We start from the raw sequence: 21,624 nt of genomic DNA, 5'->3' as shown, positions 1-21,624 counted from the left end.
GGCATGGTCCTGACCATCCACCGCAAGCTCTTCTTCAGCCACTTCCTCGCCGTCGTGCTGGTGTCGGGGAGCATCGGCACGCTCTTCTACCGCGAGGCGATGCAGCGCCTGCACGAGAGCCTGCGCAGCCGGCTCGAGCAGAGCGCCGCCCTCCTCACCCCGGTGCTCGCACCCGCCGACCTCGAGTCGATCGACGCTCCCGAGGACGCCGCCACGCCGATGTACCGCGACTACCTCGAACGGCTGCGGGCCTTCCAGAGCTCGAACCGCGACATCGCGTTCATCTACATCCTGCGGCGCAGCGGCGACACCGTCTCGTTCGTCGTCGACTCCGACAACGGGCCCGCCCAGGCACTCCCCGGCCGCGTCTACAGCGACCCGCCGCCGGCGATGCTCGCCGGCTTCTCGCGGGTTTCCGCCGACGAGGCGATCGTGCGCGACGAGTGGGGCTGGTTCCTCTCCGGCTACGCCCCGCTGCACAGCGGCGACGGACGCTACCTCGTCGGCATCGACATGCGAGCCGACGAAGTCGCACGGAAAACCGAGCGCCTGCGCCTTGCCGGACTGACCTCGCTGGCGCTCTCCCTGACCCTCGCCTGGGTGCTCAGCCGCTATCTCGCCTCGCGCATCACGCGGCCGATCCGGGCGCTCTCGCAGCGCGCCCGCGAGGTCCAGGCCGGTCGGCTCGACGGCGCGGTGGCGGTGGCCACCGGCGACGAGGTCGAGGAGCTCGGCCGCGCCTTCAACGAGATGACCGGCGGCCTCGCCGCCGCACGCGCCGAGGAGCGCCGCGCCCTCGCCGAGCTCGAGGCGTCGCGGGCCACCCTCGAGCTGCGGGTCACCGAGCGCACCGCCGAGCTCGCCGAGGCCAACCGCGAGCTGCACGCCGAGATCGCCGAGCGGCGCAAGGCGCAGGAGGCGCTCGAGCGCGCCGCGACGACCGACCCGCTCACCGAGCTGCTCAACCGTCGCGCCGCCCTGCGCCTGGTCGAGCAGGAGCGCGAGCGGATCCGCCGCACGACGGCGCCGTTCTCGCTCGCCCTCGCCGACCTCGACCGCTTCAAGTCGGTCAACGACCGCTACGGTCACGAGGTGGGCGACCGCGCGCTGACCGAGGTCGCCCACCGGCTCACCGAGGCGGTCCGGGGCCAGGACGCGGTGGCGCGCTGGGGGGGCGAGGAGTTCCTCGTCTTCCTCCCGGAGACGCCGCTCGCCGGCGCAGCCGTCGCCGCCGAGAAGCTGCGGGCCGCGCTCGCCGAGCCGCTCGACCTGCTCGGTCACCGTATCCCGCTCTCCGTCTCGATCGGCGTCGCCGAAGCGCGCGTCGGCGAGCCGCTCGAGTCCTGCCTGCGCCGCGCCGACGCCGCCCTCTATCGCGCCAAGGACGGCGGGCGCAATCGCGTCGAGCTCGACGAGTCCGCCGCCCCCGAGGCAAGCTGACGCAACGCCGTGCCGGCCGAGCGATGCGCGACCCGCGAGCACGCCGGCGCCCGCCCGCGGCGCTGACGACCGACGAGCCCGACGAGATCCTCGCCGCCGCGCTCGACGACGTGCAGCCCCTGCCGGCCGACGGCCCGGACCGCGTGCGCGTCCGCCGCCCGGCGCGCCCACCCGCCGCTCCCGGTGCGCCGGCCCGCCCGCTCCTCCACGTGGAGCGCACCGGCTCGCGCGTCGCCGGCTGGCAGGGCGAGCTCCCCCCCCGCGAGCTCGCCACCCTCGGCACGGCCGCCGTCCGATCGAGGCCACGCTCGACCTCCATAGTCTCTCCCGCGAGGCGGCCCGCGAGCGCCTCGTGAACTTCCTCGCCTTTGCCCGCCGCCGTTGCCTCCGCACCCTCCTCGTCGTCATCGGCCACGGCCGCCATCGCCCCGACGCCGGGCTCCTGCGGCGGAGAGGTACCCTCATGGCTGGCTGGCCCTGAAAATTCCGCCAGCGTCCTCGCATTCGCGACCGCGCGCCCGGCCCATGGCGGCCCAGGTGCGACCTGTTTGGCTCTATCGCGGGCCGATGGACACCGGACCCGCTGAGTCCCGACCAGGAGAGGACGGGTGGATCTATACTGACGCCAAGCGCTGCGGTGATCGCCCTCCGGCGAGAGAGTCCGCAAGGCGACGACAGCGCTTCGACAGAGAGTGGGATTCTCTTTGCCTCCTGGTCGCACGACAACCCGCGTTCGTCAGGGCACCTGGGTTGCAGCGTTTCTCCGCTGCTTCCGTACGAGCGATCGTCGTCTTCGACGCTGGGCACGGGCCGGCTATCTCTGCGGCTGGGTGGTTTACCGCCGCCAGAGGCTCGAGGACCGGGCCGGCCCCCCGGATGGAGCGGCCGCACGTGGCCTCCGATACCAGACCGGGCCACGAGCACTTTCATCGGGAAAGTCGAATCGCTCGCTTCCTTTGACAATGGCATTGGCCCGAGCCTGAACACCAGAGGACGCTCCGTGAGCACACGACGTGGTCAGGATTCTCAACTCGCGAGTTGGGATGGGAAAGGGCCGATCAGACCTTCGTGCCCGGCAGGGGACGGAACCGATGATCGAGTTCTGTCGCCTCGTGGATTCGACGGCAGGTCGGGGCCTGGTCTCTTCGTCGGTGCGAATTTCGCGCTTGCTAGAGGTCTGCCGTCGAGCCCAGTAGCCCGCTGGGCGTGGACTCCGAGACCGACCTTCTCGCGCGACCTCGAGTCGGTGAGCATCTCGACATGGTCTGCCGTTTGCGAGCCATGAGCGCTTCGAGTCACTGGCGTCGGATCGACGCGGCCTTGATCGCATTCGCGTGCGTCGGATTCGCCGTCCCGGCGTGGGGCCAGGATGCTGCAGGGGCAGCGCCCTCTCTCTCCGCCGTCTGCATTGGCCGGGTTACTCAAGAACAACGGACTACCGTCGCGGTCCATTGGTCCGGTGCGGATCCAGTCGAAATCGTCATCTGGGAGGATCTGGATGGTGATGGTGCGCCCGACGACGATGAACCTCTGCTCGCAACCCGCCGTGTCGCCTTAGGAGTCGATACCCTCGAGATCGACGCTGTACGTAGGAAGCGCGTGCTCATCGCAGCGTTTCCCCTGGCGAGGAGCCTCTCCTCAAGCGCGATTCGATCGATTCCGCTGCCGAGCTGTGGCTGGTCGACCGGATTCTTCGCACCAGGGATCAGCGGAACGGTCCATGCACTTGCGAAATTCGATGACGGTACCGGCCCCGCCCTCTTCGTCGGCGGCAAATTTACTTCTGCTTCTGCGACGAACGCGAATCACATTGCCAAATGGGACGGAGCCCGTTGGACAGCGCTGAACGGACCCAATGGCAACGGTGTCGACGGAGAGGTACGAAGCCTCCACGTGTTCGACGACGGAAACGGTGCTGCGCTGTACGTCGGCGGGTCCTTCACCGCGGCCGGCGGGGTTCCAGCCTCCGGAATCGCGCGCTGGAATGGCTTGGCGTTCTCGCCGCTTCCGGGCCTTTCCGGAAGCGGTGTGCAAGGGGTCGTTCGTGCGCTGACGAGCTTCGACGACGGGCGCGGAAGCGCTCTCTACGCCGGAGGAGCGTTCTCCTCAGCTGGAGGAGTCACCGCGAACAGCATCGCGAGATGGACACTCAACGGGTGGTCTGCTCTCACCGATGGGACCGGCAACGGCGTCGGCGGAACCGTAGATGCCCTCTCGTCATTCGACGACGGCAGCGGCCCTGCCCTCTTCGTTGCCGGGAGCTTCCCGTTGGCAGGCGGACGCGCGGCGAACTCGATCGCGAAGTGGAACGGGTCTGCCTGGATGCCCCTCTCCGGGCCTTCAGGTGCAGGCGTTTCCGGCTCGATCCACGCGCTCGCGGTCTTCGATGACGGCACAGGTGCGGCCCTGTTTGCTGCCGGCGAGTTCTACACCGCCGGAGGGATTCCGGCGCACTCGTTCGCCAAATGGAACGGAGTCGCGTGGCAAGCGCCGATGGGCGTTTCCGAGATGTGGATCAACTCGCTCGTGACTTTCACCCGAGGTGAGCAGACCTCGCTCATCGCTGGGGGTTTCTTCTGGTACGCCGGAAGTACCGAAGTCCGTCATATCGCCCAATGGGACGGCCGCTCGTGGAGAGCCCTCGCGGGCCCATCGGGAACCGGGACCAACGACGAGGTTCATGTTCTTGCCGCACTCGACGACGGACTTTCCTCAGCCCTGCTTGCGGGAGGGAGTTTCACGACTGCCGGCGGTTCGAGTGCAAACGGAATTGCCAAATGGGACGGGTCCACCTGGTCCGCCCTACCGGAAGTCCCCGGCCACGGACTGAACGGTCGCGTTCTCGCTCTTGCAGTCCACAACGATGGCTCCGGGAACGCACTGTTCGCAGGCGGCACTTTCACCACCGCAGGAAGTGCGAGCGCAAACTACATTGCGAAGTGGAATGGAAGCGAATGGCTGCCACTCTCCAGTCCTGGAGGAAACGGCGTGAGCTTCATCGTGACGAGTCTCGCGGTGTTCGACGACGGGACCGGCAAGGCGCTCTTCGCCGGAGGGCGCTTCACTCGAGCTGGGGGACTAGCGGCCCAGCACATCGCCAAGTGGGACGGCGTCGGCTGGTCTCGGCTTGCGGGATCGCAGGGAGACGGGGTCGACGGCTACGTAGAAGCGCTGGCGACCTACGATGACGGTACCGGCGAGGCGCTCTACGTTGGCGGCTACTTCGTCCTCGCGGGTGGAACGCCAGCAAACTCCATCGCCAAATGGAGCGGGACGGCCTGGTCTCCGCTGCCGGGACAGCTACGAAACGGTGTCGGCGGAATCGTCTACGCCCTCGCCGGGATCGACCAGGGCCCCGACTCCACGCGCGGCCTCTACGTCGGAGGCTGGTTCATGATGGCGGGAGATGTGGAAGCAAATCATGTTGCTCGCTGGAAGGACGGATCCTGGTCCGCCCTCTTCGGTCCGACGGAACCCGGGGTGAATCTCCCCATCCACGCTCTCGCGACGTTCGACGATGGCTCGGGGCGTGCTCTTTACGCGGGAGGCGAGTTCACGAAAGCGGGCGGTACGAGCGCGACTCATCTCGCCCGTTGGGACGGCGCGTCCTGGGCCGCCGTAGGTACTCCCCCCACTTCCGACCCGAACGACCGCGTCTACGCTCTCGCTGCCCTCGAGGACGGAACGGAAAGGGCGCTCTATGTCGGAGGTCGATTCTTCGGATTCGACGGAGTCAAGGCCGACTACCTCGCGCGCTGGGATGGAGCACAATGGTCGGATCTCTCCGGACCAGGAGGGACCGCCCTCGATGATGAGGTGCGCTCACTCTCGATCTTCGAAGATTCGGGAAGCCGCGACATCTTCGCGGGAGGTCTCTTCTCCTCTGCCGGCGGAATTCCCGCAACCCACATTGCCCGCTGGCGCTGTCTCGTGTTCCTACTCTCGGACGGCTTTGAGTCAGGTTCGCTATCGACCTGGAGCGCAGCACTCTCACACTGATGCCTCTTCTCACCGACCCTCTCGACCCGGTTGCTATGATCCCCGCCATGTCGCGGATGCGATCGACGACGGTGTTGCTGGTGCGGCGGGACGGCGTGGTCCGTCTTGCCGGCGACGGGCAGGTGACGCTCGGCAACACGGTGCTCAAGGCCGGGGCGAGCAAGGTCAAGCGCGCCGGGCGGGACAAGGTGCTGGTGGGGTTCTCGCGTTGCGGTTGAGGCGACATCTCCTCCCGGAGACGCCGCTCGCCGGCGCAGCCGTCGCCGCCGAGAAGCTGCGGGCCGCGCTCGCCGAGCCGCTCGACCTGCTCGGTCACCGCATCCCGCTCTCCGTCTCGATCGGCGTCGCCGAAGCGCGCGTCGGCGAGCCGCTCGAGTCCTGCCTGCGCCGCGCCGACACCGCCCTCTATCGCGCCAAGGACGGCGGGCGTAATCGCGTCGAGCTCGACGAGTCCGCCGCCCCCGAGGCGAGCTGACGCAACGCCGTGCCGGCCGAGCGATGCGCGACCCGCGAGCACGCCGGTGCCCGCCCGCGGCGCTGACGACCGACGAGCTCGACGAGATCCTCGCCGCCGCGCTCGACGACGTGCAGCCCCTGCCGGCCGACGGCCCGGACCGCGTGCGCGTCCGCCGCCCGGCGCGCCCACCCGCCGCTCCCGGTGCGCCGGCCCGCCCGCTCCTCCACGTGGAGCGCACCGGCTCGCGCATCTCCGGCTGGCGCGGCGACCTGCCACCGCGCGAGCTCGCGGCGCTCGGCGGCGAGAGCGCGCCGATCGAGGCGACGCTCGACTTGCACGGCCTCTCGCTCGAGCGCGCCGAAGAGCGACTCGACAGCTTCCTCACCACCGCCCGCCGCCGCGGCACCCGCACCGTCCTCGTCGTCACCGGCCACGGCCGCGACCGCCCGACCCCCGCCGTTCTTCACTTGGCCGTCCCGGGCTGGCTCGCCGCCCCACCTCTCGCCCGCCTCGTTCACTCCTTCGCCACCGCCCGCCCCGAGCACGGCGGACACGGAGCGCTGTACGTGCGGCTGGCGAAGGCTCGATCCTGACGGAAGCCGGCGCTTCCGACTCTCGCCGCGACGCCCTCGCCCCGGTTGCTATGATCCCCGCCATGCAGCGAACCCGATCGACGACCGTCTTGCTGGTGCGGCGCGGAGGAGCGGTCTGTCTTGCCGGGGACGGGCAGGTGACGCTCGGCAACACCGTCCTCAAGGCCGGGGCGAGCAAGGTCAAGCGCGCCGGGCGCGGCAAGGTGCTGGTGGGGTTCGCCGGCGGCGCGGCCGACGGGCTGGCGCTCTTCGCCCGGCTCGAGGCGAAGCTCGAGGAGCACGGCAGCAACCTCGAGCGGGCGGTCGTCGAGTTGGCCAAGGACTGGCGCACCGACCGGGTGCTGCGCCAGCTCGAGGCGATGATGATCGTCGCCGACAAGGAGCGGTCGTTCCTCGTCTCGGGCACCGGCGACCTACTGCAACCCGACGACGACGGCCTGCTCTCGGTCGGCTCGGGCTCGGCGATGGCGCTCTCCGCCGCCCGCGCCCTGGTCCGTCACACGGCGATGCCGGCGCGCGAGGTCGCCGCCGCCGCACTGGGCATCGCCGCCGAGCTCTGCATCTACACCAACGACCGCTTCACCTTCGAGGAACTATGACCCCGACCGAGGCCGGGCGCGGCCTCGCGCTCGACGACCAGCCGCCGCGCGCGATCGTCGCGGAGCTCGACAAGTACGTGGTCGGCCAGCGCGCCGCCAAGCGGGCGGTGGCGATCGCCCTGCGCAACCGTTGGCGTCGCCAGCAGCTGCCGCCCGAGGTCGCCGAGGAGATCCTGCCGAAGAACATCCTGATGATCGGCCCGACCGGCGTCGGCAAGACGGAGATCGCCCGCCGCCTCGCCCGCCTCGCCCGCGCACCGTTCCTCAAGGTCGAAGCGAGCAAGTTCACCGAGGTGGGCTACGTCGGCCGCGATTGCGAGTCGATCGTGCGCGACCTGACCGAGATCGCCGTCGGCCTGGTGCGCGAAGAGCAGCGCGCCGAGGTGGCGGGCAAGGCGCGAACGCGCGCCGAGGAGCGGCTCCTCCAGCTCCTGCTGCCTCCCCCGGCGCCGAGCTACGCCCCACCCACCGCCGGCGCGCCGTCGCTGCCCGCGGCGCCCGAGGCCGAAGACCCGGCGACGACGCGCGAGAAGCTGCGCGAGCGGCTGCGCTCGGGGTCGCTCGACGCTCGTTTCGTCGAGATCGAGGTCGAGGACCGCTCGGGCCCCAGCCTCGAGATGTTCACCGGCCAGGGGGTCGAAGAGGTGGGCATCAACCTCAAGGAGATGCTCCCCGGGATGTTCGGCCGCAAGAGCCGCCGGCGGGTGACGATCGCCGAGGCCCGCGAGATCCTCGAGGGCGAGGAGGCCGAGCAGCTCATCGACCGCCAGCAGGTGGCGCGGGAGGCGCGGCTGCGCGTCGAGCAGGGCGGCATCGTCTTCCTCGACGAGATCGACAAGGTGGCCGGACGCGAACGGGGCGGCGGCGGCCCGGACGTCTCGCGCGAGGGGGTGCAGCGCGACCTCTTGCCGATCGTCGAAGGGACGACGGTCACCACCAAGCACGGCCCGGTGCGCACCGACCACATCCTCTTCATCGCCGCCGGCGCTTTCCACGTGGCCCGGCCCTCCGACCTCATCCCGGAGCTGCAGGGCCGCTTCCCGATCCGCGTCGAGCTCGAGCCGCTCACCGAAGCCGACTTCGTGCGCATCCTCGTCGAGCCGGAAAACGCGCTCACCAAGCAGTACGCCTCGCTGCTCGCCACCGAGGGGGTCACCCTGCGCTTCGGCGACGACGCCATCGCGGCGCTCGCCCGCCTCGCCGTCGAGGTCAACTCGACCACCGAGAACATCGGGGCTCGCCGCCTCGCCACCCTGCTGGAGCGCCTGCTCGAGGAGGTCTCGTTCGAGGCTCCCGACATGCAGGGCGTCGAGCTCTCGATCGACGAGGGCTACGTGCGCCGCGCGCTCGCCGACATCGTCCAGAACCAGGATCTCTCGCGCTATGTCCTCTGATCTCGCCCGTAGCCGCTCGCTCGCCGCTCCTGCCGCCGTCGCCGCACTGCTCTGCGCTCTCGCTCCGCTCGCCGGCTGTGGCAAGAAGAGCGATCCGCTGCCGCCGCCCCGCGCGGTGCCGGCGCGCATCGCCGATCTCGCCGTGCGACAGCGCGGGCTCGAGGTGGTGCTCGAGATGGGCTATCCGAAGACCACCGCCGCCGGAATGGTCCTGCCGGGTCTCGAGACGCTCGAGGTGCTCCAGGTGATCCGGGGCGGCGCCCCGGCGACCGCGTCGGTCGTGGGCGGCAAGAAGGCGCCGGCTCCGACGCCGACGCCCGCTCCGACACCCGCACCGACCCCGGCGCCGACCCCGGCACCAACCGCCGCCGCGACGACGACGCTTGCCATCGACGGGCGCGAATTCGCCGTTGCGGCCAAGCCGTTCCTCACACTCGAGGGAGCCGAGCTCAAGGGGGCGATCTCGGGCGACCGGATCTCGATCCGCTTCCGGCTGAGCGAACCGTTGCCGAGCCCCCCCGAAGCGCACTTCTACGCCGTGCGAACGCGCGCCGAGCGTGGCGGCTGGGCCGATCTTTCCAACATCGCCGCCCTCGCGCCGAGCGCTCCGCCACTGCCGCCCTCGCCGCTCACCGTCGCCCCGAAGCCCGAGGGTGTCGAGGTCGCCTGGGGAGCGGCGCCGCGCGCCGTCGGCTACCACGTCTATCGCCGCGAGGCCGAGCGGCCGAGCTACGGCGCGCCGATCAAGGTGGCCGAGGCGAGCGACAGCCGCTTCGTCGACACCACTGCGCGCTTCGGCCAGCGCTACATCTACACGGTGTGCACCCTGGCCTCGAAGACGCCGGTGGTCGAGAGCGCGCCGGCCGGCGAGCGCGAGCTCGTCTACGAGGACCGCTTCCCGCCGCAACCGCCGGCGAAGCTCTCCGCACTGCCGTCCGACGGCGCCGTGCGCCTGATCTGGGAAGCGAGCCCGGCCAACGACGTCGCCGGCTACCGCGTCTACCGACAGGACCCCGGAGCCGAGTTCCGCCTGATCACCCCGGAGCCGATCACCGGCCGCGAGCTCGCCGACAGCGGCCTCGCTGCGAAGCTGACCTTCAAGTACCGGGTGACGACGGTCGACCTGCGAGGCAACGAGGGACCCCCGGCGCTCGTCGAGGTGCGCGTGCCTTGAGGACGGCCTGGAAGCTCTCGGGCGCCGGCAACGACTTCGTCGCGCTCGTCGAGCCGGAGGTCGATCCGACCGCGTCCGAGATCGCCGCCTGGTGCCGCCGCGGGCTCTCCCTCGGTGCCGACGGCCTCTTCACCCTGCGCCGCGCGCCGGACGGCGCGCGGATGGCCTACTGGAACGCCGACGGACGGCCCGCCGAGCTCTGCCTGAACGGCACTCGCTGCGCTGCCCGGCTCGCCTTCGAGCTGGGATGGGCTGGCGCGGGGGACGACGAGTTGCGACTCGAGACCGGCGCCGGCCGGGTGCTCGCCCGTCGCCACCCCACGGACCGCTCGGCCATCGTCCTCGACCTTCCCGCTCCGACCGAGCTCCCGCAACGGGTCGCGCCGGAGATCGACGGGGTGATCCACGAGGGGTGGTTCCTCGCCGTCGGCGTTCCGCACCTCGTGCTCCTCTGGCCCGGTGCGCTCGAGCGCGCTCCGCTCGCCGCGCTCGGCCCGGCACTGCGCGCTCACCCCCGGTTCGCTACCGGCACCAACGTCAACTTCGTCCGCTTCCCGGCGCGCGACCGGATGGAGATCCGCACCTACGAGCGCGGCGTCGAGGCCGAGACCCTCGCCTGCGGCAGCGGCACGCTCGCCGCCGCGGCGGTCGGACTCCATCTCGGCCTCGCCGACCTCCCGCTCACCGCCCTCACCGCCGGCGGCTTCACCCTCACCGTCGGCGATGGCCGGCGCGACGGCCACCCCACCCGCTGGACCCTCGCCGGCGACGCCCGCCTCGTCGCCCGCCTCGAGCTCACCCCCGAAGCCGCCGCCGTCCCGCCGCCGCCGAGCTGGTCGGCGTAGGACGGCTCCCGCAACGGGAGTCGGTGACAAGATGGCGAGGCTGGTGCGTCTCTCCTGCGATGGACGTCTCCGCCGCGCTCCTCCCGCTGTCGTTCGCTACGCCCCGTTCGGAAGCGGAGAGGCTGCGCCCCTGCTTCCTCCGTGCCGCCGACGGCGACCCTGACGCGCTGGCCGTCCTCTACGACGCGCTGTCGCGCGACCTTTACGGCTTCGCGCTGTGGAGCTGCGGCTCGCCGGAGCTCGCCGAGGACGCGGTGCAAGAGGTCTTCTGTCGCCTCGCAGCCCGCCGGGTGCGCCTGCCTTCGCGAGTCCGCGAACCGCGGATCTGGCTGCTCGTCGCGGTCCGACGGGCCGCCCTCGACAGCGTTCGCAGGCGATCGCGGGACATCGAGCTCGACGAGCGGCACCTCCTGGCCGAGCCGACTGAGCCGGGTCCGGCGATCGACGCCCATCGGGCCGCGCGTGCCGTCGCCGAGCTCCCGAGGAAGCTCCGCGAGGCGATCTTCCTCCGCCATTTCGGCGAGCTCACGTTCGGCGAGATGGGACGGGTGCTTGGCGTGCCGCGGTTCACGGCGGCGAGCCGCTACCGGCTCGGCCTGGCGCGTCTGCGCCGGATGATGGGGGTCTCGCGATGACGGGTGCCTCCGATCCGCTCGACAGGTTGCGACCCTCCGCTCCGCCACCCGGCCTCCGCGCGCGGGTCCTGGCCGCGGCGCGGGCCCGCGCGGCGGAGCAGAGGGCACCCGCGAGCGGACGGTTCGATCCCGACCGCCTCTTCGGCCTCGTGCTGCTGCTCACGCTGCTCGCCCACCTGGCCGTCGAGCTGCTCGCCGGGGTCCGGCCCTCCTTCGTGCTTCCGCTCGACCGTCCGAGCTTCGACCCGTGGGCGACGGAAGCCCCCGTGGTGACGCAACCGCCCACGCCGGCGGAGGTCCGGCGATGAATCCGACTGCGCGGACGCTCTCCTTCCGACTCGGATGGGGCCTGCGACTGACGCTGCTCGCGCTGCTGCTGCTCTGGCTCGGCGCCCGTCTCTGGGCGGTCCGCGTGGCCTGGCAGGGCGAGAAGCTGCAGGAGCGGCTCCGAGCCCCCATCGCCGCCCGGCTCGTCGAGCCACCGTGGACGGGACCGGCCGAGAACGCCGTGCCGTGGCTCGCGGCCGCCGCCCTCGTCGCTGAGACGAGGACCACTTCGACTCTGCCCTTCCCCTCGCTCGTCGACTTCACAGCGCCTCTGTCGGCAGCGCGCGAGAGCGACCTGCGCGCCGTGCTCGAGATGAACCAGCGGGCCCTCGAGCTCTACCGGGAAGCGGCGGCAAAGCCGGAGTGTGTCTTCAGGCCGGTCCTTCCCGAGCTCTCGAACCCCCGGATGAACCTCATCGCCGTTCTCGATCTCGCCCAACTCGACCTCTGGCAGGGTCGTCTCGCCGATCCGGCGAAGGAGCCTCTCGCCCGGTCGGACAGCATCCTGCGGAACCTCGCCGTGGCCGGCTGCCTCGGCTCGGATCTCGGCGCGATCACCCGCCTGACGGGCCTGGCCATCGAGCGATTCACCTACGGCGAGCTCGCGGGAGGACTCGGCGAGGGAACCTTCGACGTCGCGCTGGCGCGGCTTCGCGAGCGGCTCTCGACCCTCGGGGACCCCGGCTCCTACGAGTCCTCGCTGCGCGCCGAGGCGCTCGCGCAGGACTGGAGCAGGAGCGGTCAATGGGTCTCGCTTCCCGGAACAGGTCTGTCGTCGACCTCGCTGGTCGATCCGTTCGCCGTCCGTGGCTTCTCCGCTGCGATGACCAACCGGGCCATCCTTGCGCTGATCGACCTCGTGCAGCGTCCGGCGATGCCGCCCGAGCCGCCGTCCGACACGGAGTTGGTCTTCGCCTGGAACCTCGACGATTGGATCGTCGGGCGTCTGGGCCGCGGGGAGTGGATGCGCGAACGCTGGCTTCGCGCCCTCCTCGACGCGCGCCGGCTGGCTCTCTCGGCGCTCACCCTGCGCGAACGTGCCCTCGCCGAGCGCCGCTACCCGGCGGCCCTGCCGGCGGACCTCGACTTCGTCTCCCCCGCGCGCTTGACCGACGAGCCTCTCCGCTACGAGATCCTGGCCGACGGCTCCGCCCGCCTCTCCCTTCCGGCGTCAGCGGCCCAGGACGCCGTTCTCTTTCCCAACACGACGAGTCGTCGTTTCCCCCGGACCTGGACCCTGGCGCCGCTCCGCTGAGCGTGGCGGCCTGCCGCGGCCGCCGTCAGCTCGTCGCGCGCAGCAGCAGGACCGGCACGTCGACGACGTGGCGGAGCTTGTTGGCGGTCGAGCCGAGGATGAGGTCGGCGAGAAAGCGGTGGCCGTGGGTGCTCATCGCGATGAGGTCGACCGGCCGCTCGCCGCAGAGGCGCGCGATGGCGTCGGCGGGTTCGCCACGGAGCAGCACGGTGTCGGCGGGAATGCCCCGCTCGGCGAAGCGGAGGCGCACCTTCTCGAGGTAAGCGCGGTCCTCGCGCATCTCGGCCGACTCGGCGAGGTTGAGGTCGTCGAGGTGACGCGCCACCCAGCCATCGGCCACGTGCACGAGGAGAAGCCGGCTGTCGAAGTGCGGCGCCAGCTCCTCGATGTGGCGGAGGATCGCCTCGTCGGTGCGACTGTTCTCGAGCGCCACCAGGATCGTCTGGTACATGGTCACTCTCCCCGATAGAACCATCGTACCCAGATCGCGAAGCCGGCGGCCACCGCGGCGACGAGGGCCATCCAGATCCAGCCGAGCGTCTGGAAGAGGAGTGCCAGGTTGAGCACGGCGATGAGCGTGCAGATGCCGTAGCCGAGGATCTTCACCCAGCGCGGGTTGACGAACTCGCCCATCAGCGCGCGGTCGGAGGTGAACTTCATCAACGGGAAGGTGGCGAACGACAGTTGCATCGAGAGCACGACCTGCGAGAACACCAGGAGCTCGACCGTCTCCTTGCCCCCGGAAGCCGAGATCAGCAGGACGGCCGGCCCGATCGCCAGGAGGCGCGTGATCAGCCGCCGCAGCCAGGGCCGGATGCGGATCCGCAGGAAACCCTCCATGACGATCTGCCCGGCGAGCGTACCGGTGATGGTCGAGGACTGGCCCGAGGCGAGCAGCGCCACGGCGAAGGCGGTTGCAGCGATCGGCGCGCCGAGCAGCGGCGCCAGCAGGCGATGTGCCTCCTGCAGCTCCGAGACATGGTGCAGCCCGGCGCGGTGGAAGACCGCCGCGGCGACGATGAGGATCGCCGCGTTGACGAAGAAGGCGGCGCCGAGGGCGATCACGGTGTCGGTCGTGTTGTAGCGGATCGCCAGCCGGCGCCCGGCCGAAGTCGGTGCCACGTCTCTCGTCTGCACCAGGGCGGTATGCAGGTAGAGGTTGTGCGGCATCACCGTGGCGCCGAGGATGCCGAGCGCGATGTAGAACGCCTCGCGACCGGGGAGGGTCGGCACGAACATGCCCATCGCCACCCCGCCCCAATCGGGCGACGAGAGGAAGACCTGGAGGGCGAAGCAGAGCGCCACTGTCGACACCAGGGTCAGCACGATCGCCTCGATCTTGCGGAAGCCGAAATGCATGGCGGCAAGCAGCAGCATGACGTCGAAGCCGGTGATCAGGACGCCCCAGACGAGCGGCAGGCCGAACAGCAGGTTGAGCGCCACCGCCGAGCCGATCACCTCGGCGAGATCGCAGGCGATGATGGCGATCTCGCAGAGCACCCAGAGGACGTAGGCCACCGGCTTCGAGTACTGCTCGCGACAGGCCTGCGCGAGGTCGCGGCCGGTCACGACGCCGAGGCGCGCGCAGAGCGTCTGCAGGAAGATCGCCATCAGGTTCGAGAGCAGAATCACCCAGATCAGCGCGTAGCCGAACTGCGCGCCGCCGGCCAGATCGGTTGCCCAGTTGCCCGGGTCCATGTAGCCGACGCTGACCAGGTAGCCGGGCCCGGCGAAAGCGAGGAAGCGGCGCAGCCAGCCCTTCGCCCCGGAGACCGACACGCTCCCGTGGACCTCGGGAAGGGAGAGCCCGCCTTCCCTGTTCCCGACCCGGGATGAGGACACCTCGACCGGGGCTAGGTTTTTTGACATATCAAAATTAGAATCTTTGAATGAGAAGAAGTCAAGCCCCTCGATCCACCGGGACGCTCCGCAGCGGTCTTGTCGGCGTCGGATGTCTCCACCTCCTGCTCGGCTGTGCCGGCGCGGGGGCCTTCGCGCAGGGAGCCGAGACACCTGCCGGGCTGGTGACCGACCGGCCCGATCAGACCGAGTCGGCCGTCACCGTCCCCGACGGCTCGCTGCAGGTCGAGGTCGGCGTGCAGCTCGAACGAGACCAGGCATCAGGTCGTTCGAGTGTCCGGTTCGAGGCACCGGGCACATTGCTGCGATGGGGGCTTTCCGAACGCTTCGAGCTGCGCCTTGCCTGGCCCGGGGCGATCTGGAGCGAGATCACCTCGAACGCCGCGGGCGGAAGGCGCCGCGACCGCTCGCGCGGCGTGACCGATCCCGAGGTGGGCGCCAAGCTCGGTTGGTTGGCGCGGGGCAACGGCGACCGGCTCGACCTCGCACTGCTCGGCCATCTCACGCTCCCCGCGGGCGACGACGAGCTCGGCTCACCGCGCGCCGACCCGTCGCTGCGGATCTGCGCCTCGCTTCCCGTCAACGATCGGGTGGACCTCGGCTTGAACCTCGGATGGGAAACGGCCTCCACCGCTCGCCCATCGGGCGGCCAGACCACGGCCACCCGGTGGATCTACACGGTCGCGGCAGGTTTCGATCTCTCGCCGCGCTGGGGCGCCTTCGTCGAGCTCTTCGGCGACCTTCCGGCGAGCGATCCGACACCGGCCGCTCATTCGCTCGACGCCGGCCTCACCCTTCTCCTCTCCCCCAGGCTGCAGCTCGATCTGGTGGCCGGCCGGGGACGGTCACGGGCAGCGCCGGACCGCTTCGTCGGGCTCGGGATCAGCGTGCGGATTCCGCTATGAGCCACAGCATGCGGTAGCCTCCGCCGGATGCCGACCTCGACCGTCGAGGACTACCTCAAGTGCATCCTGCTCGAGGAGCAGGAGCGCGGCGACGCCCGCGTGCCGACCGGGCGTGTCGCCGCCGCGCTCCAGGTGACGCCGGGCACGGCGACGACGATGGTCAAGGCGCTCGCCGACGGCGGGCTCGTCGACTACGAGGCTTACGGCGGCGTCCGGTTGACCGCTTCCGGCCGCCAGCTCGCGCTCCACGTCCTGCGGCGTCACCGGCTGATCGAGCTCTTTCTGGTCAAGGTGCTGGGGTTCGACTGGACCGAGGTGCACGACGAGGCCGAGCGGCTCGAGCACGCCGTCTCCGAACGGCTGATCGAGCGGATCGACGCGATGCTCGGCTTCCCCGCCGCCGACCCGCACGGCGACCCGATCCCCAGCGCCGCCGGCGAGGTGCCGGTCGACGAGGTCGTGCCGCTCGCCGACTGGGCGCTCGGTGCGCCGGCCCGGGTCGCGCGGATCGCCGACCAGGGACCCGACTTCCTGCGCCGCATTGAACGGCTCGGCCTCGCCCCCGGCGCCACCCTCACCCTCCTCGCCCGCGACGACGTGGCCGACACGCTCGATCTCGAGCTCGCCTCCGGCACCCACGTCGCCCTCGGCCTGCGCGCCGCCGAGAAGATCCTCGTCGCGGCGAGGTAGCGGCCGCAGGCTCGGCCTTCGCACTCCTCGATCGACCGCGAGTGACAAGAACGCCGCGTCGGTCCGTCTTCCTTCGCGATGACCGATCCCGCGGCCGAGTCGAGCGCGTTGCCGGTACCGACCGTCGGCGAAGCCGACGCCCTCGGTGAGCTGTTCGCTCGCCTTGCCGGCGGGGAACGCGCGGCGCTTGGCGAGATCTACGACCGCATGGCACGTGCGCTCTTCGGCCTCGCGCTCGTCCGCAGCGGCTCACGCACGACCGCGGAGGAGGCGGTGCAGGAGACCTTCGTGCGCCTGGCCGCCTCGCACGCCGACCTCGCCGCCGTCCGCCGGCCGCGTGCCTACCTCTTTGCCAGCCTGCGGTCTGCGCTGGCCGATCTGCAGGGCCAGGAGAAGCGCACCGCGGCGCTCGCCGACGACGAGGCCGCACGACTGCTCGAGCCTCGCGCCGGCGATCCTCTTCGTGCCGTCGAGATCGAACGCCTCGATGCCGCTCTCCGCCGTCTCTCACCCAAGCTGAGGGAGGCGATCTACCTGCGCTATCTCGAGGAGCTCTCGCTGCGCGAGGTGGCCGAGGCCACCGGCGTACCGCTCTTCACCATCGCGAGTCGTTGCCGCCTCGCCCTCGCACGCCTGCGACGGCTCCTCGACGGGAGGTCCCGATGAACGATCTGCGCCGTACTCTGCGCGCGGTCCGCACGGTCGCGCCGCAAGATGACTTGCGAGAAGCGACGCTCGCGCGAGCGCACGCCACCTGGAGCGACGCACCCCGGCGCGAGCACTGGATCGACCGCCTCTGGACGAACCGCCGACTGCGGCTGGCATGGGCGCTCGCACTGCTGTTGCTCGCGGCGCTCGATGTCGTCGCGACCCCGGGAGCCGTGCCCGGAGTCAGTCGCTCCGGCCCGACCCTCGCAGAAGCTCGTCTGGCCTTCTCGACGGTCACGGTCCCCACCGAGAATCGATGGGAACGGAGGCCCGGCTCATGAGAGCCCATGCGGTCCGCCGCACGGTTCGGCTTGCCGGCCTCGCGCTCATGGGCCTCACCCTTCTACTTGCCCTGCGCATCGTCGCCGGCAAGCTCCTCGGCCCCTTCGTCCTCGCCCGAGCCGAGCGGGAGTTCCAGCGCGACGTCGGCTCGCTCGAGCTGGCCGACTGGTTCGCACCCGCACCGCCTTCCGATCAGAACCTCGGGATGCGACTCCTGGAGATCGGCCGCCGCTTGCCGCCGGACCTTCGCAAGCAACTGAAGATCGTTCGAGACGTGCCGTTGGGTGGCGAGTCCGAGAATGCGATCGTCGGTCTGCAGGAAGTCGTTGCTCGGCAGCAACGGCTTCTCGACGAGCTCCGGACGCTCCCGGAGCTCCCGCAGTCGGGCGCCGAGCGCATCGGAGGTTCCGCCGACACCTTCACGAGATCCTCCGGGGCCTACGCGAACCCAGACGAGCTGCTGCTGCCCGCACAGATCCTCGCAGCGGACGCTCGACTGGCTCTCCATTCGGGCGACCGCACTCGAGCGCTCGCGGACCTCCGGGCGCTCCGATGGATAGCGACGATCCTGCGTCGCGACCCCGGTGCCTTCCCCTGGATGCTGGCGCGACCCGCCGAGCAGCATGCGCTCACCGTCGCCAACATCCTGCTGCAACGCGACGGCGCCGCGGTCGCAGCTGGAGTCTCGGCTGAGCTGGCCGCCCTCGAGGCGGGGGGGTCCGATCTCCGTCGGATGCTCGCGGGAGAGGCCCTCCTTGGCCGCAAGATGACACGCGAGCGCACGCTCGTCCCGGCGGCGCATGAGCAAGACGCGCCGTGGGCAGATCTCTTCTTCCCCTTCACCTCGGCCCACCTTGAAGCCGCGAGCCTCTCCAGCTCGGCTTTCGTCGCGCGCGCCCTCGAAATTCCAGTGCCCCGCTGGCCGCGAGACTGGGCCGATCCGTCGCTGGAACGTTCGCAGCTCGTTGGACTGATCTGCCCCTGGGCGCCCTTTCCGGTCGTGGAACCGACGCTGCAGCGACTCGATTTCGACGGACTACGTGAGGCCCAGAGACTCGCTTCGGCTCGGCGACTGGGACGGATCGCTGCCGCCCTCGCGATCGAACCGCCACGAACCGATGCCACCACCCCGCCACCTGAGCCTTTCGCCGGTGCTTATGCGCCCTTGCCTTGGAGCGACGAGCCTCCCCAGATCGAGCGACAGCCTGACGGATCGTGGACTGTCTCTTCTCCCCTTGGCGCCGAGCTCTGCCGCGAACGGCAGCCAGGAGAGCCCGACACCCCAGCCACCATGCGAGAGTCTCGAGCGCTTCTCTTCCGCTGGGAGGTCCCCGCACCGCGCGTCGGGAATGCCGACCCACCTCTCCCGGTTGAAGGGAAGACCAACCCGAACCTGGAGAGACAGCGATGAAGATCGGCATCCTCGGCACCGGCGTCGTCGGCAATGCGCTCGGCAAGGGGTTTCTGACGCTCGGCCATGAGGTGATGATGGGCGCCCGCGAGGCGGGCAACGAGAAGGCCGCGGCGTTCGCCGCGGCGGGTGGGGCGAAGGCCTCCGCCGGGACCTTCGCCGAGGCGACGGCGTTCGGCGACTGGATCGTCCTCGCGACGCTCGGCACGGCCAACGAGTCGGCGATCCGCCAGGCGGGGGTCGAGCGCTTCGCCGGCAAGATCGTTCTCGACACCACCAACCCGCTCGCCTTCGGCCCGAACGGACCGGCGCTCAGCGTCGGCTGGAGCGACTCCGGCGGCGAGCAGGTGCAGCGACTGATTCCCGCGGCCAAGGTGGTGAAGGTGTTCAACACGGTCGGCAACGCGCTGATGTTCCGCCCGCAGCTCGCCGGCGGACCGCCGTCGATGTTCATCGCCGGCGACGACGCGGACGCCAAGACCGCCGTCGGCGGCATGCTCACCGACTTCGGCTGGGAGACGATCGACCTCGGCGGCATCGAGGCCTCGCGTCTGCTCGAGCCGATGTGCATGGCCTGGGTGATCCACGCCATCCGCTCGGGCAGCTGGGGACACGCCTTCAAGATGCTGCGCTGAGGCCGCACCGGCCGGGGCGGGGAGGTCGGTTTGCTAAGCTTCCCTGTCCATGGCCGAGAAGCAGGAGTTCCCTCCCGTCGAAGAACAGATCGCGCTGCTCAAGCGGGGCGCGGTGGACCTCGTCTCCGAAGACGAGCTGCGCCGCAAGCTCGAGCGCTCGCGCGCCACCGGCAAGCCGCTGACCGTCAAGGCGGGGTTCGATCCCTCCTCGCCCGATCTCCACCTCGGGCACACGGTGCTCATCCGCAAGATGCGGCACTTCCAGCAGCTCGGCCACCAGGTGGTCTTCCTCGTCGGCGACTTCACCGCGATGATCGGCGACCCGACCGGCAAGAAGGCGACGCGGCCGCAGCTCTCGCGCGAGCAGGTGCTCGCCCATGCCGAGACCTACGCGAGCCAGGTCTTCCGCCTGCTCGATCGCCAGCGCACCGTGGTGCGATACAACAGCGAATGGCTCTCGCCGCTCGGCGCCGAAGGGATGATCCGCCTCGCCGGGCGTTGGACGCTGGCGCGGATGATGGAGCGTGACGACTTCCGTACGCGCTATCAGACCAACCAGGCGATCTCGCTCCACGAGCTGCTCTACCCACTCGTTCAGGGGAAGGACTCCGTCGAGATGGCGAAGATCCCCGGTCTCGGCTGCGACGTCGAGCTCGGCGGCCACGACCAGATCTTCAACTTGCTTGTCGGGCGCGACCTGATGAAGGAAGAGGGGCTCGAGCCGCAGGTCGTCATCACCGTTCCGCTCCTCGTCGGCCTCGACGGCCACGACAAGATGTCGAAGAGCCTCGGCAACGCCATCGCCGTCGAGGACTCGGCCGCCGAGATCTACGGCAAGACGATGTCGATCCCCGACACGCTGCTCGGCGACTGGTTCCTGCTGCTCACCGACCTGCCGGCCGACGCGGTCGACGAGCGCAAGCGCCGCCTGGCCGCCGGCGAGCTCCATCCGAAGGCCGCCAAACAGGAGCTGGCGCGGCTGCTGGTCGCCGACTTCCACGGGCAAGACGCGGCGCGCGAGGCAGAGGCCGAGTTCGAGAAGGTCTTCTCCTCGGGCGGCGTGCCGGACGACATGCCGGAGATCGCCCTCACCGGCGAGCGGCCGCTCCTCGGATTGCTCGTCGAGACCGGGCTCGCTCCGAGCCGCAACGAGGCGCGCCGCCTGCTCGACCAGGGTGCGGTGTCGATCGACGGCGAACGGGCGAGCGATCCTCAGGCGCGGATCGCCCCGCGTGCCGATGGCTACGTCGTCAAGGTCGGCAAGCGGCGCTTCGCACGCCTCGTCGTCAGCCCGGGAGACTGATCGCCTCGCCGGGCCCCCGCAGCCGGGAGCGTCTCTCCGCCAAGGCGCATAGGATGCGGGTCGTGCTTTCCCTCTCGTCCATCGGCCGGGCCCCGGCTGCGTCGCTCGTCGCGTTGCTGGTCGGCGCCGTGCCACTCGTCGGCCAGACCGTTCCCGCCGGAACCGAAGCGGCGATGCCGGCCGCCGCGGTCCGTTTGGAGGGCCGCGCGTTCGGGCAACCCGCGTCGGTCGAAATCGCCGGTCTCCCCGGCGACCGGGCCGAAGCCGCAGGGCGCACAGCGTTCGCCGAGCTCGCCGCGGCGGAGGCGGCGCTCGCCCCCGAAGGCCCGCTCGCTGCGCTGGCGACGAGCGCCGGCCGGGCGGTCGCGCTCGACCCGGCTCTGCTCGAGCTCCTGGAGCGCGCGCTCGGTTTTTGTCTGTGGAGCGACGGTCGTCTCGGACCGCTCGGCGGTGAGCTTTACGCGCACTGGGGGCTGCGCCGCCCGGTTCCCGCCCTCCCCATCCCCGAAGTGCTGAGCCGCGCCGCCGAGAGCGCGCGCTGCGATCGACTCCAAGTCGATCGGCGGACCGGCAAGGCCTCCCTGGCGGCGGGCAGCCGGATCGAGCTCTGGGGCTTCGAGCGCGGCTGGGCGGTCGACCGGGCGGTCGACCGACTGCGGCGCGACGGGGTGACGAACGCTCGGGTCGTCGTCGGGCGGGTGCTCCGCGCCTTCGGACCCGGGCCGCGCAACCGCGGCTGGATGGTCGAAGGGTTGCGCTTCCCCGGACTTGCCGAACCGCTCGCTCCGGTCGTCCTGCGCGATCGCGCGCTGGCCGCGGCAACTTCCGACGACGCGACGATCGAAATCGCCGGCGAACGATTCGCCCCCTACGTCGACCTGCGCAACGGCAAGCCGTCGCACGGCCTCGTCGCGGCCCTGGCGGCGAGCGATCTCGCGGTCGACGCCCAGGGGGTGGCGACGGCGATGTTCGTCGCCGGATCGACCCAGGGACAGCTTCTGCTCGGGTCGCTGCGCCCGGCACCCGCGGTGCTCTGGCTGGTCGGATCCGGCGTCGGCGAGCCGCTCTTCGAGGGCTCGCGCTGGTCGACGCTCCGCCCCCAGTGAGCCCGG

Annotated in this window: 23 protein-coding genes; 21 read left to right on the top strand and 2 right to left on the bottom strand. The window is 70.8% G+C overall.

The window, feature by feature from the left end; genetic code table 11:
* Nucleotides 1-3 precede the first annotated feature (3 nt).
* The 13 genes from IPJ17_06150 (at nt 4) to IPJ17_06090 (ending at nt 12,718) form a co-directional block, all read left to right on the top strand.
* Nucleotides 4-1,440, top strand: a complete 1,437-nt coding sequence (locus tag IPJ17_06150) for a diguanylate cyclase (protein ID QQR75162.1) — start codon at nt 4-6, stop codon at nt 1,438-1,440.
* Nucleotides 1,373-1,921, top strand: coding sequence for a Smr/MutS family protein (locus IPJ17_06145; protein ID QQR76101.1), 549 nt, complete (start codon nt 1,373-1,375; stop codon nt 1,919-1,921). Before IPJ17_06150 ends, IPJ17_06145 begins: the two co-directional genes overlap by 68 nt.
* Nucleotides 1,922-2,646: 725 nt before the next feature.
* On the top strand, nt 2,647-5,439 hold the full coding sequence (locus tag IPJ17_06140) for a hypothetical protein (GenBank protein QQR75161.1): 2,793 nt from the start codon (nt 2,647-2,649) through the stop codon (nt 5,437-5,439).
* A gap of 47 nt (nt 5,440-5,486) precedes the next feature.
* Nucleotides 5,487-5,657, top strand: coding sequence for a hypothetical protein (locus IPJ17_06135; GenBank protein QQR75160.1), 171 nt, complete (start codon nt 5,487-5,489; stop codon nt 5,655-5,657).
* A complete protein-coding gene (locus tag IPJ17_06130; GenBank protein ID QQR75159.1) occupies nt 5,648-5,914 on the top strand; it encodes a diguanylate cyclase in 267 nt (88 codons plus the stop codon). The genes IPJ17_06135 and IPJ17_06130 overlap by 10 nt, the downstream gene beginning before the upstream one ends.
* Nucleotides 5,915-5,937: 23 nt before the next feature.
* Nucleotides 5,938-6,489, top strand: a complete 552-nt coding sequence (locus IPJ17_06125) for a Smr/MutS family protein (protein ID QQR75158.1) — start codon at nt 5,938-5,940, stop codon at nt 6,487-6,489.
* A gap of 62 nt (nt 6,490-6,551) precedes the next feature.
* Nucleotides 6,552-7,088 carry an ATP-dependent protease subunit HslV gene (gene hslV, locus IPJ17_06120; GenBank protein QQR75157.1) on the top strand — a complete coding sequence of 179 codons (537 nt, stop codon included), beginning with the start codon at nt 6,552-6,554 and terminating at the stop codon, nt 7,086-7,088.
* Nucleotides 7,085-8,482, top strand: a complete 1,398-nt coding sequence (hslU, locus tag IPJ17_06115) for an ATP-dependent protease ATPase subunit HslU (protein QQR75156.1) — start codon at nt 7,085-7,087, stop codon at nt 8,480-8,482. Before hslV ends, hslU begins: the two co-directional genes overlap by 4 nt.
* Nucleotides 8,472-9,656, top strand: coding sequence for a hypothetical protein (locus IPJ17_06110; GenBank protein QQR75155.1), 1,185 nt, complete (start codon nt 8,472-8,474; stop codon nt 9,654-9,656). Before hslU ends, IPJ17_06110 begins: the two co-directional genes overlap by 11 nt.
* Nucleotides 9,653-10,501 carry a diaminopimelate epimerase gene (gene dapF, locus IPJ17_06105; GenBank protein QQR75154.1) on the top strand — a complete coding sequence of 283 codons (849 nt, stop codon included), beginning with the start codon at nt 9,653-9,655 and terminating at the stop codon, nt 10,499-10,501. The genes IPJ17_06110 and dapF overlap by 4 nt, the downstream gene beginning before the upstream one ends.
* Nucleotides 10,502-10,560: 59 nt before the next feature.
* Nucleotides 10,561-11,136 (top strand): RNA polymerase sigma factor, encoded by a 576-nt coding sequence (locus tag IPJ17_06100; protein ID QQR75153.1) that lies wholly within the window; start codon nt 10,561-10,563, stop codon nt 11,134-11,136.
* Nucleotides 11,133-11,444, top strand: coding sequence for a hypothetical protein (locus tag IPJ17_06095; protein ID QQR75152.1), 312 nt, complete (start codon nt 11,133-11,135; stop codon nt 11,442-11,444). Before IPJ17_06100 ends, IPJ17_06095 begins: the two co-directional genes overlap by 4 nt.
* Nucleotides 11,441-12,718 carry a hypothetical protein gene (locus tag IPJ17_06090; GenBank protein QQR75151.1) on the top strand — a complete coding sequence of 426 codons (1,278 nt, stop codon included), beginning with the start codon at nt 11,441-11,443 and terminating at the stop codon, nt 12,716-12,718. The genes IPJ17_06095 and IPJ17_06090 overlap by 4 nt, the downstream gene beginning before the upstream one ends.
* Nucleotides 12,719-12,743: 25 nt before the next feature.
* On the opposite strand, the gene IPJ17_06085 is transcribed toward IPJ17_06090, so the two are convergent.
* Both IPJ17_06085 and IPJ17_06080 read right to left on the bottom strand, forming a co-directional pair.
* Entirely contained in the window at nt 12,744-13,169 is a 426-nt protein-coding gene (locus IPJ17_06085) for a universal stress protein (GenBank protein QQR75150.1), read from the bottom strand.
* 2 nt (nt 13,170-13,171) lie between these two features.
* Nucleotides 13,172-14,587 carry an Nramp family divalent metal transporter gene (locus tag IPJ17_06080; GenBank protein ID QQR75149.1) on the bottom strand — a complete coding sequence of 472 codons (1,416 nt, stop codon included), beginning with the start codon at nt 14,585-14,587 and terminating at the stop codon, nt 13,172-13,174.
* A 20-nt stretch (nt 14,588-14,607) separates the two neighbouring features.
* Between IPJ17_06080 and IPJ17_06075 the strand changes: the two genes are divergently transcribed.
* From IPJ17_06075 to IPJ17_06040, 8 genes are all read left to right on the top strand, one after another.
* Entirely contained in the window at nt 14,608-15,483 is an 876-nt protein-coding gene (locus IPJ17_06075) for a transporter (protein QQR75148.1), read from the top strand.
* Nucleotides 15,484-15,510: 27 nt separating this feature from the next.
* A complete protein-coding gene (locus IPJ17_06070; GenBank protein ID QQR75147.1) occupies nt 15,511-16,173 on the top strand; it encodes a metal-dependent transcriptional regulator in 663 nt (220 codons plus the stop codon).
* 78 nt (nt 16,174-16,251) lie between these two features.
* Nucleotides 16,252-16,839, top strand: coding sequence for an RNA polymerase sigma factor (locus IPJ17_06065; GenBank protein ID QQR75146.1), 588 nt, complete (start codon nt 16,252-16,254; stop codon nt 16,837-16,839).
* Entirely contained in the window at nt 16,836-17,162 is a 327-nt protein-coding gene (locus IPJ17_06060) for a hypothetical protein (GenBank protein ID QQR75145.1), read from the top strand. Before IPJ17_06065 ends, IPJ17_06060 begins: the two co-directional genes overlap by 4 nt.
* Nucleotides 17,159-18,574: a hypothetical protein gene (locus tag IPJ17_06055; GenBank protein QQR75144.1), complete on the top strand. Its 1,416-nt coding sequence runs from the start codon at nt 17,159-17,161 to the stop codon at nt 18,572-18,574. Before IPJ17_06060 ends, IPJ17_06055 begins: the two co-directional genes overlap by 4 nt.
* Entirely contained in the window at nt 18,571-19,209 is a 639-nt protein-coding gene (locus IPJ17_06050; GenBank protein ID QQR75143.1) for an NAD(P)-binding domain-containing protein, read from the top strand. The genes IPJ17_06055 and IPJ17_06050 overlap by 4 nt, the downstream gene beginning before the upstream one ends.
* Nucleotides 19,210-19,258: 49 nt before the next feature.
* Complete coding sequence (locus IPJ17_06045) at nt 19,259-20,512, top strand: tyrosine--tRNA ligase (GenBank protein QQR75142.1); 1,254 nt, start codon at nt 19,259-19,261, stop codon at nt 20,510-20,512.
* A 62-nt stretch (nt 20,513-20,574) separates the two neighbouring features.
* Nucleotides 20,575-21,618 (top strand): FAD:protein FMN transferase, encoded by a 1,044-nt coding sequence (locus tag IPJ17_06040; GenBank protein QQR75141.1) that lies wholly within the window; start codon nt 20,575-20,577, stop codon nt 21,616-21,618.
* Nucleotides 21,619-21,624: the final 6 nt, after the last annotated feature.

Source organism: Holophagales bacterium (genome assembly GCA_016699405.1).
GTDB lineage: Bacteria > Acidobacteriota > Thermoanaerobaculia > Multivoradales > JAGPDF01 > JAAYLR01.
This window is presented reverse-complemented; position numbering and strand designations above follow the sequence as displayed.

Bases quoted from the DNA above. Each gene is read 5' to 3' on its own strand.
- IPJ17_06150 (QQR75162.1), top strand. From the start codon at position 4: ATGGTCCTGACCATCCACCGCAAGCTCTTCTTCAGCCACTTCCTCGCC.
- IPJ17_06135 (QQR75160.1), top strand. From the start codon at position 5,487: ATGTCGCGGATGCGATCGACGACGGTGTTGCTGGTGCGGCGGGACGGC.
- IPJ17_06125 (QQR75158.1), top strand. From the start codon at position 5,938: ATGCGCGACCCGCGAGCACGCCGGTGCCCGCCCGCGGCGCTGACGACC.
- hslV (QQR75157.1), top strand. From the start codon at position 6,552: ATGCAGCGAACCCGATCGACGACCGTCTTGCTGGTGCGGCGCGGAGGA.
- hslU (QQR75156.1), top strand. From the start codon at position 7,085: ATGACCCCGACCGAGGCCGGGCGCGGCCTCGCGCTCGACGACCAGCCG.
- IPJ17_06110 (QQR75155.1), top strand. From the start codon at position 8,472: ATGTCCTCTGATCTCGCCCGTAGCCGCTCGCTCGCCGCTCCTGCCGCC.
- IPJ17_06100 (QQR75153.1), top strand. From the start codon at position 10,561: ATGGACGTCTCCGCCGCGCTCCTCCCGCTGTCGTTCGCTACGCCCCGT.
- IPJ17_06095 (QQR75152.1), top strand. From the start codon at position 11,133: ATGACGGGTGCCTCCGATCCGCTCGACAGGTTGCGACCCTCCGCTCCG.
- IPJ17_06090 (QQR75151.1), top strand. From the start codon at position 11,441: ATGAATCCGACTGCGCGGACGCTCTCCTTCCGACTCGGATGGGGCCTG.
- IPJ17_06085 (QQR75150.1), bottom strand. From the start codon at position 13,169: ATGTACCAGACGATCCTGGTGGCGCTCGAGAACAGTCGCACCGACGAG.
- IPJ17_06080 (QQR75149.1), bottom strand. From the start codon at position 14,587: ATGTCAAAAAACCTAGCCCCGGTCGAGGTGTCCTCATCCCGGGTCGGG.
- IPJ17_06075 (QQR75148.1), top strand. From the start codon at position 14,608: ATGAGAAGAAGTCAAGCCCCTCGATCCACCGGGACGCTCCGCAGCGGT.
- IPJ17_06070 (QQR75147.1), top strand. From the start codon at position 15,511: ATGCCGACCTCGACCGTCGAGGACTACCTCAAGTGCATCCTGCTCGAG.
- IPJ17_06065 (QQR75146.1), top strand. From the start codon at position 16,252: ATGACCGATCCCGCGGCCGAGTCGAGCGCGTTGCCGGTACCGACCGTC.
- IPJ17_06060 (QQR75145.1), top strand. From the start codon at position 16,836: ATGAACGATCTGCGCCGTACTCTGCGCGCGGTCCGCACGGTCGCGCCG.
- IPJ17_06055 (QQR75144.1), top strand. From the start codon at position 17,159: ATGAGAGCCCATGCGGTCCGCCGCACGGTTCGGCTTGCCGGCCTCGCG.
- IPJ17_06050 (QQR75143.1), top strand. From the start codon at position 18,571: ATGAAGATCGGCATCCTCGGCACCGGCGTCGTCGGCAATGCGCTCGGC.
- IPJ17_06045 (QQR75142.1), top strand. From the start codon at position 19,259: ATGGCCGAGAAGCAGGAGTTCCCTCCCGTCGAAGAACAGATCGCGCTG.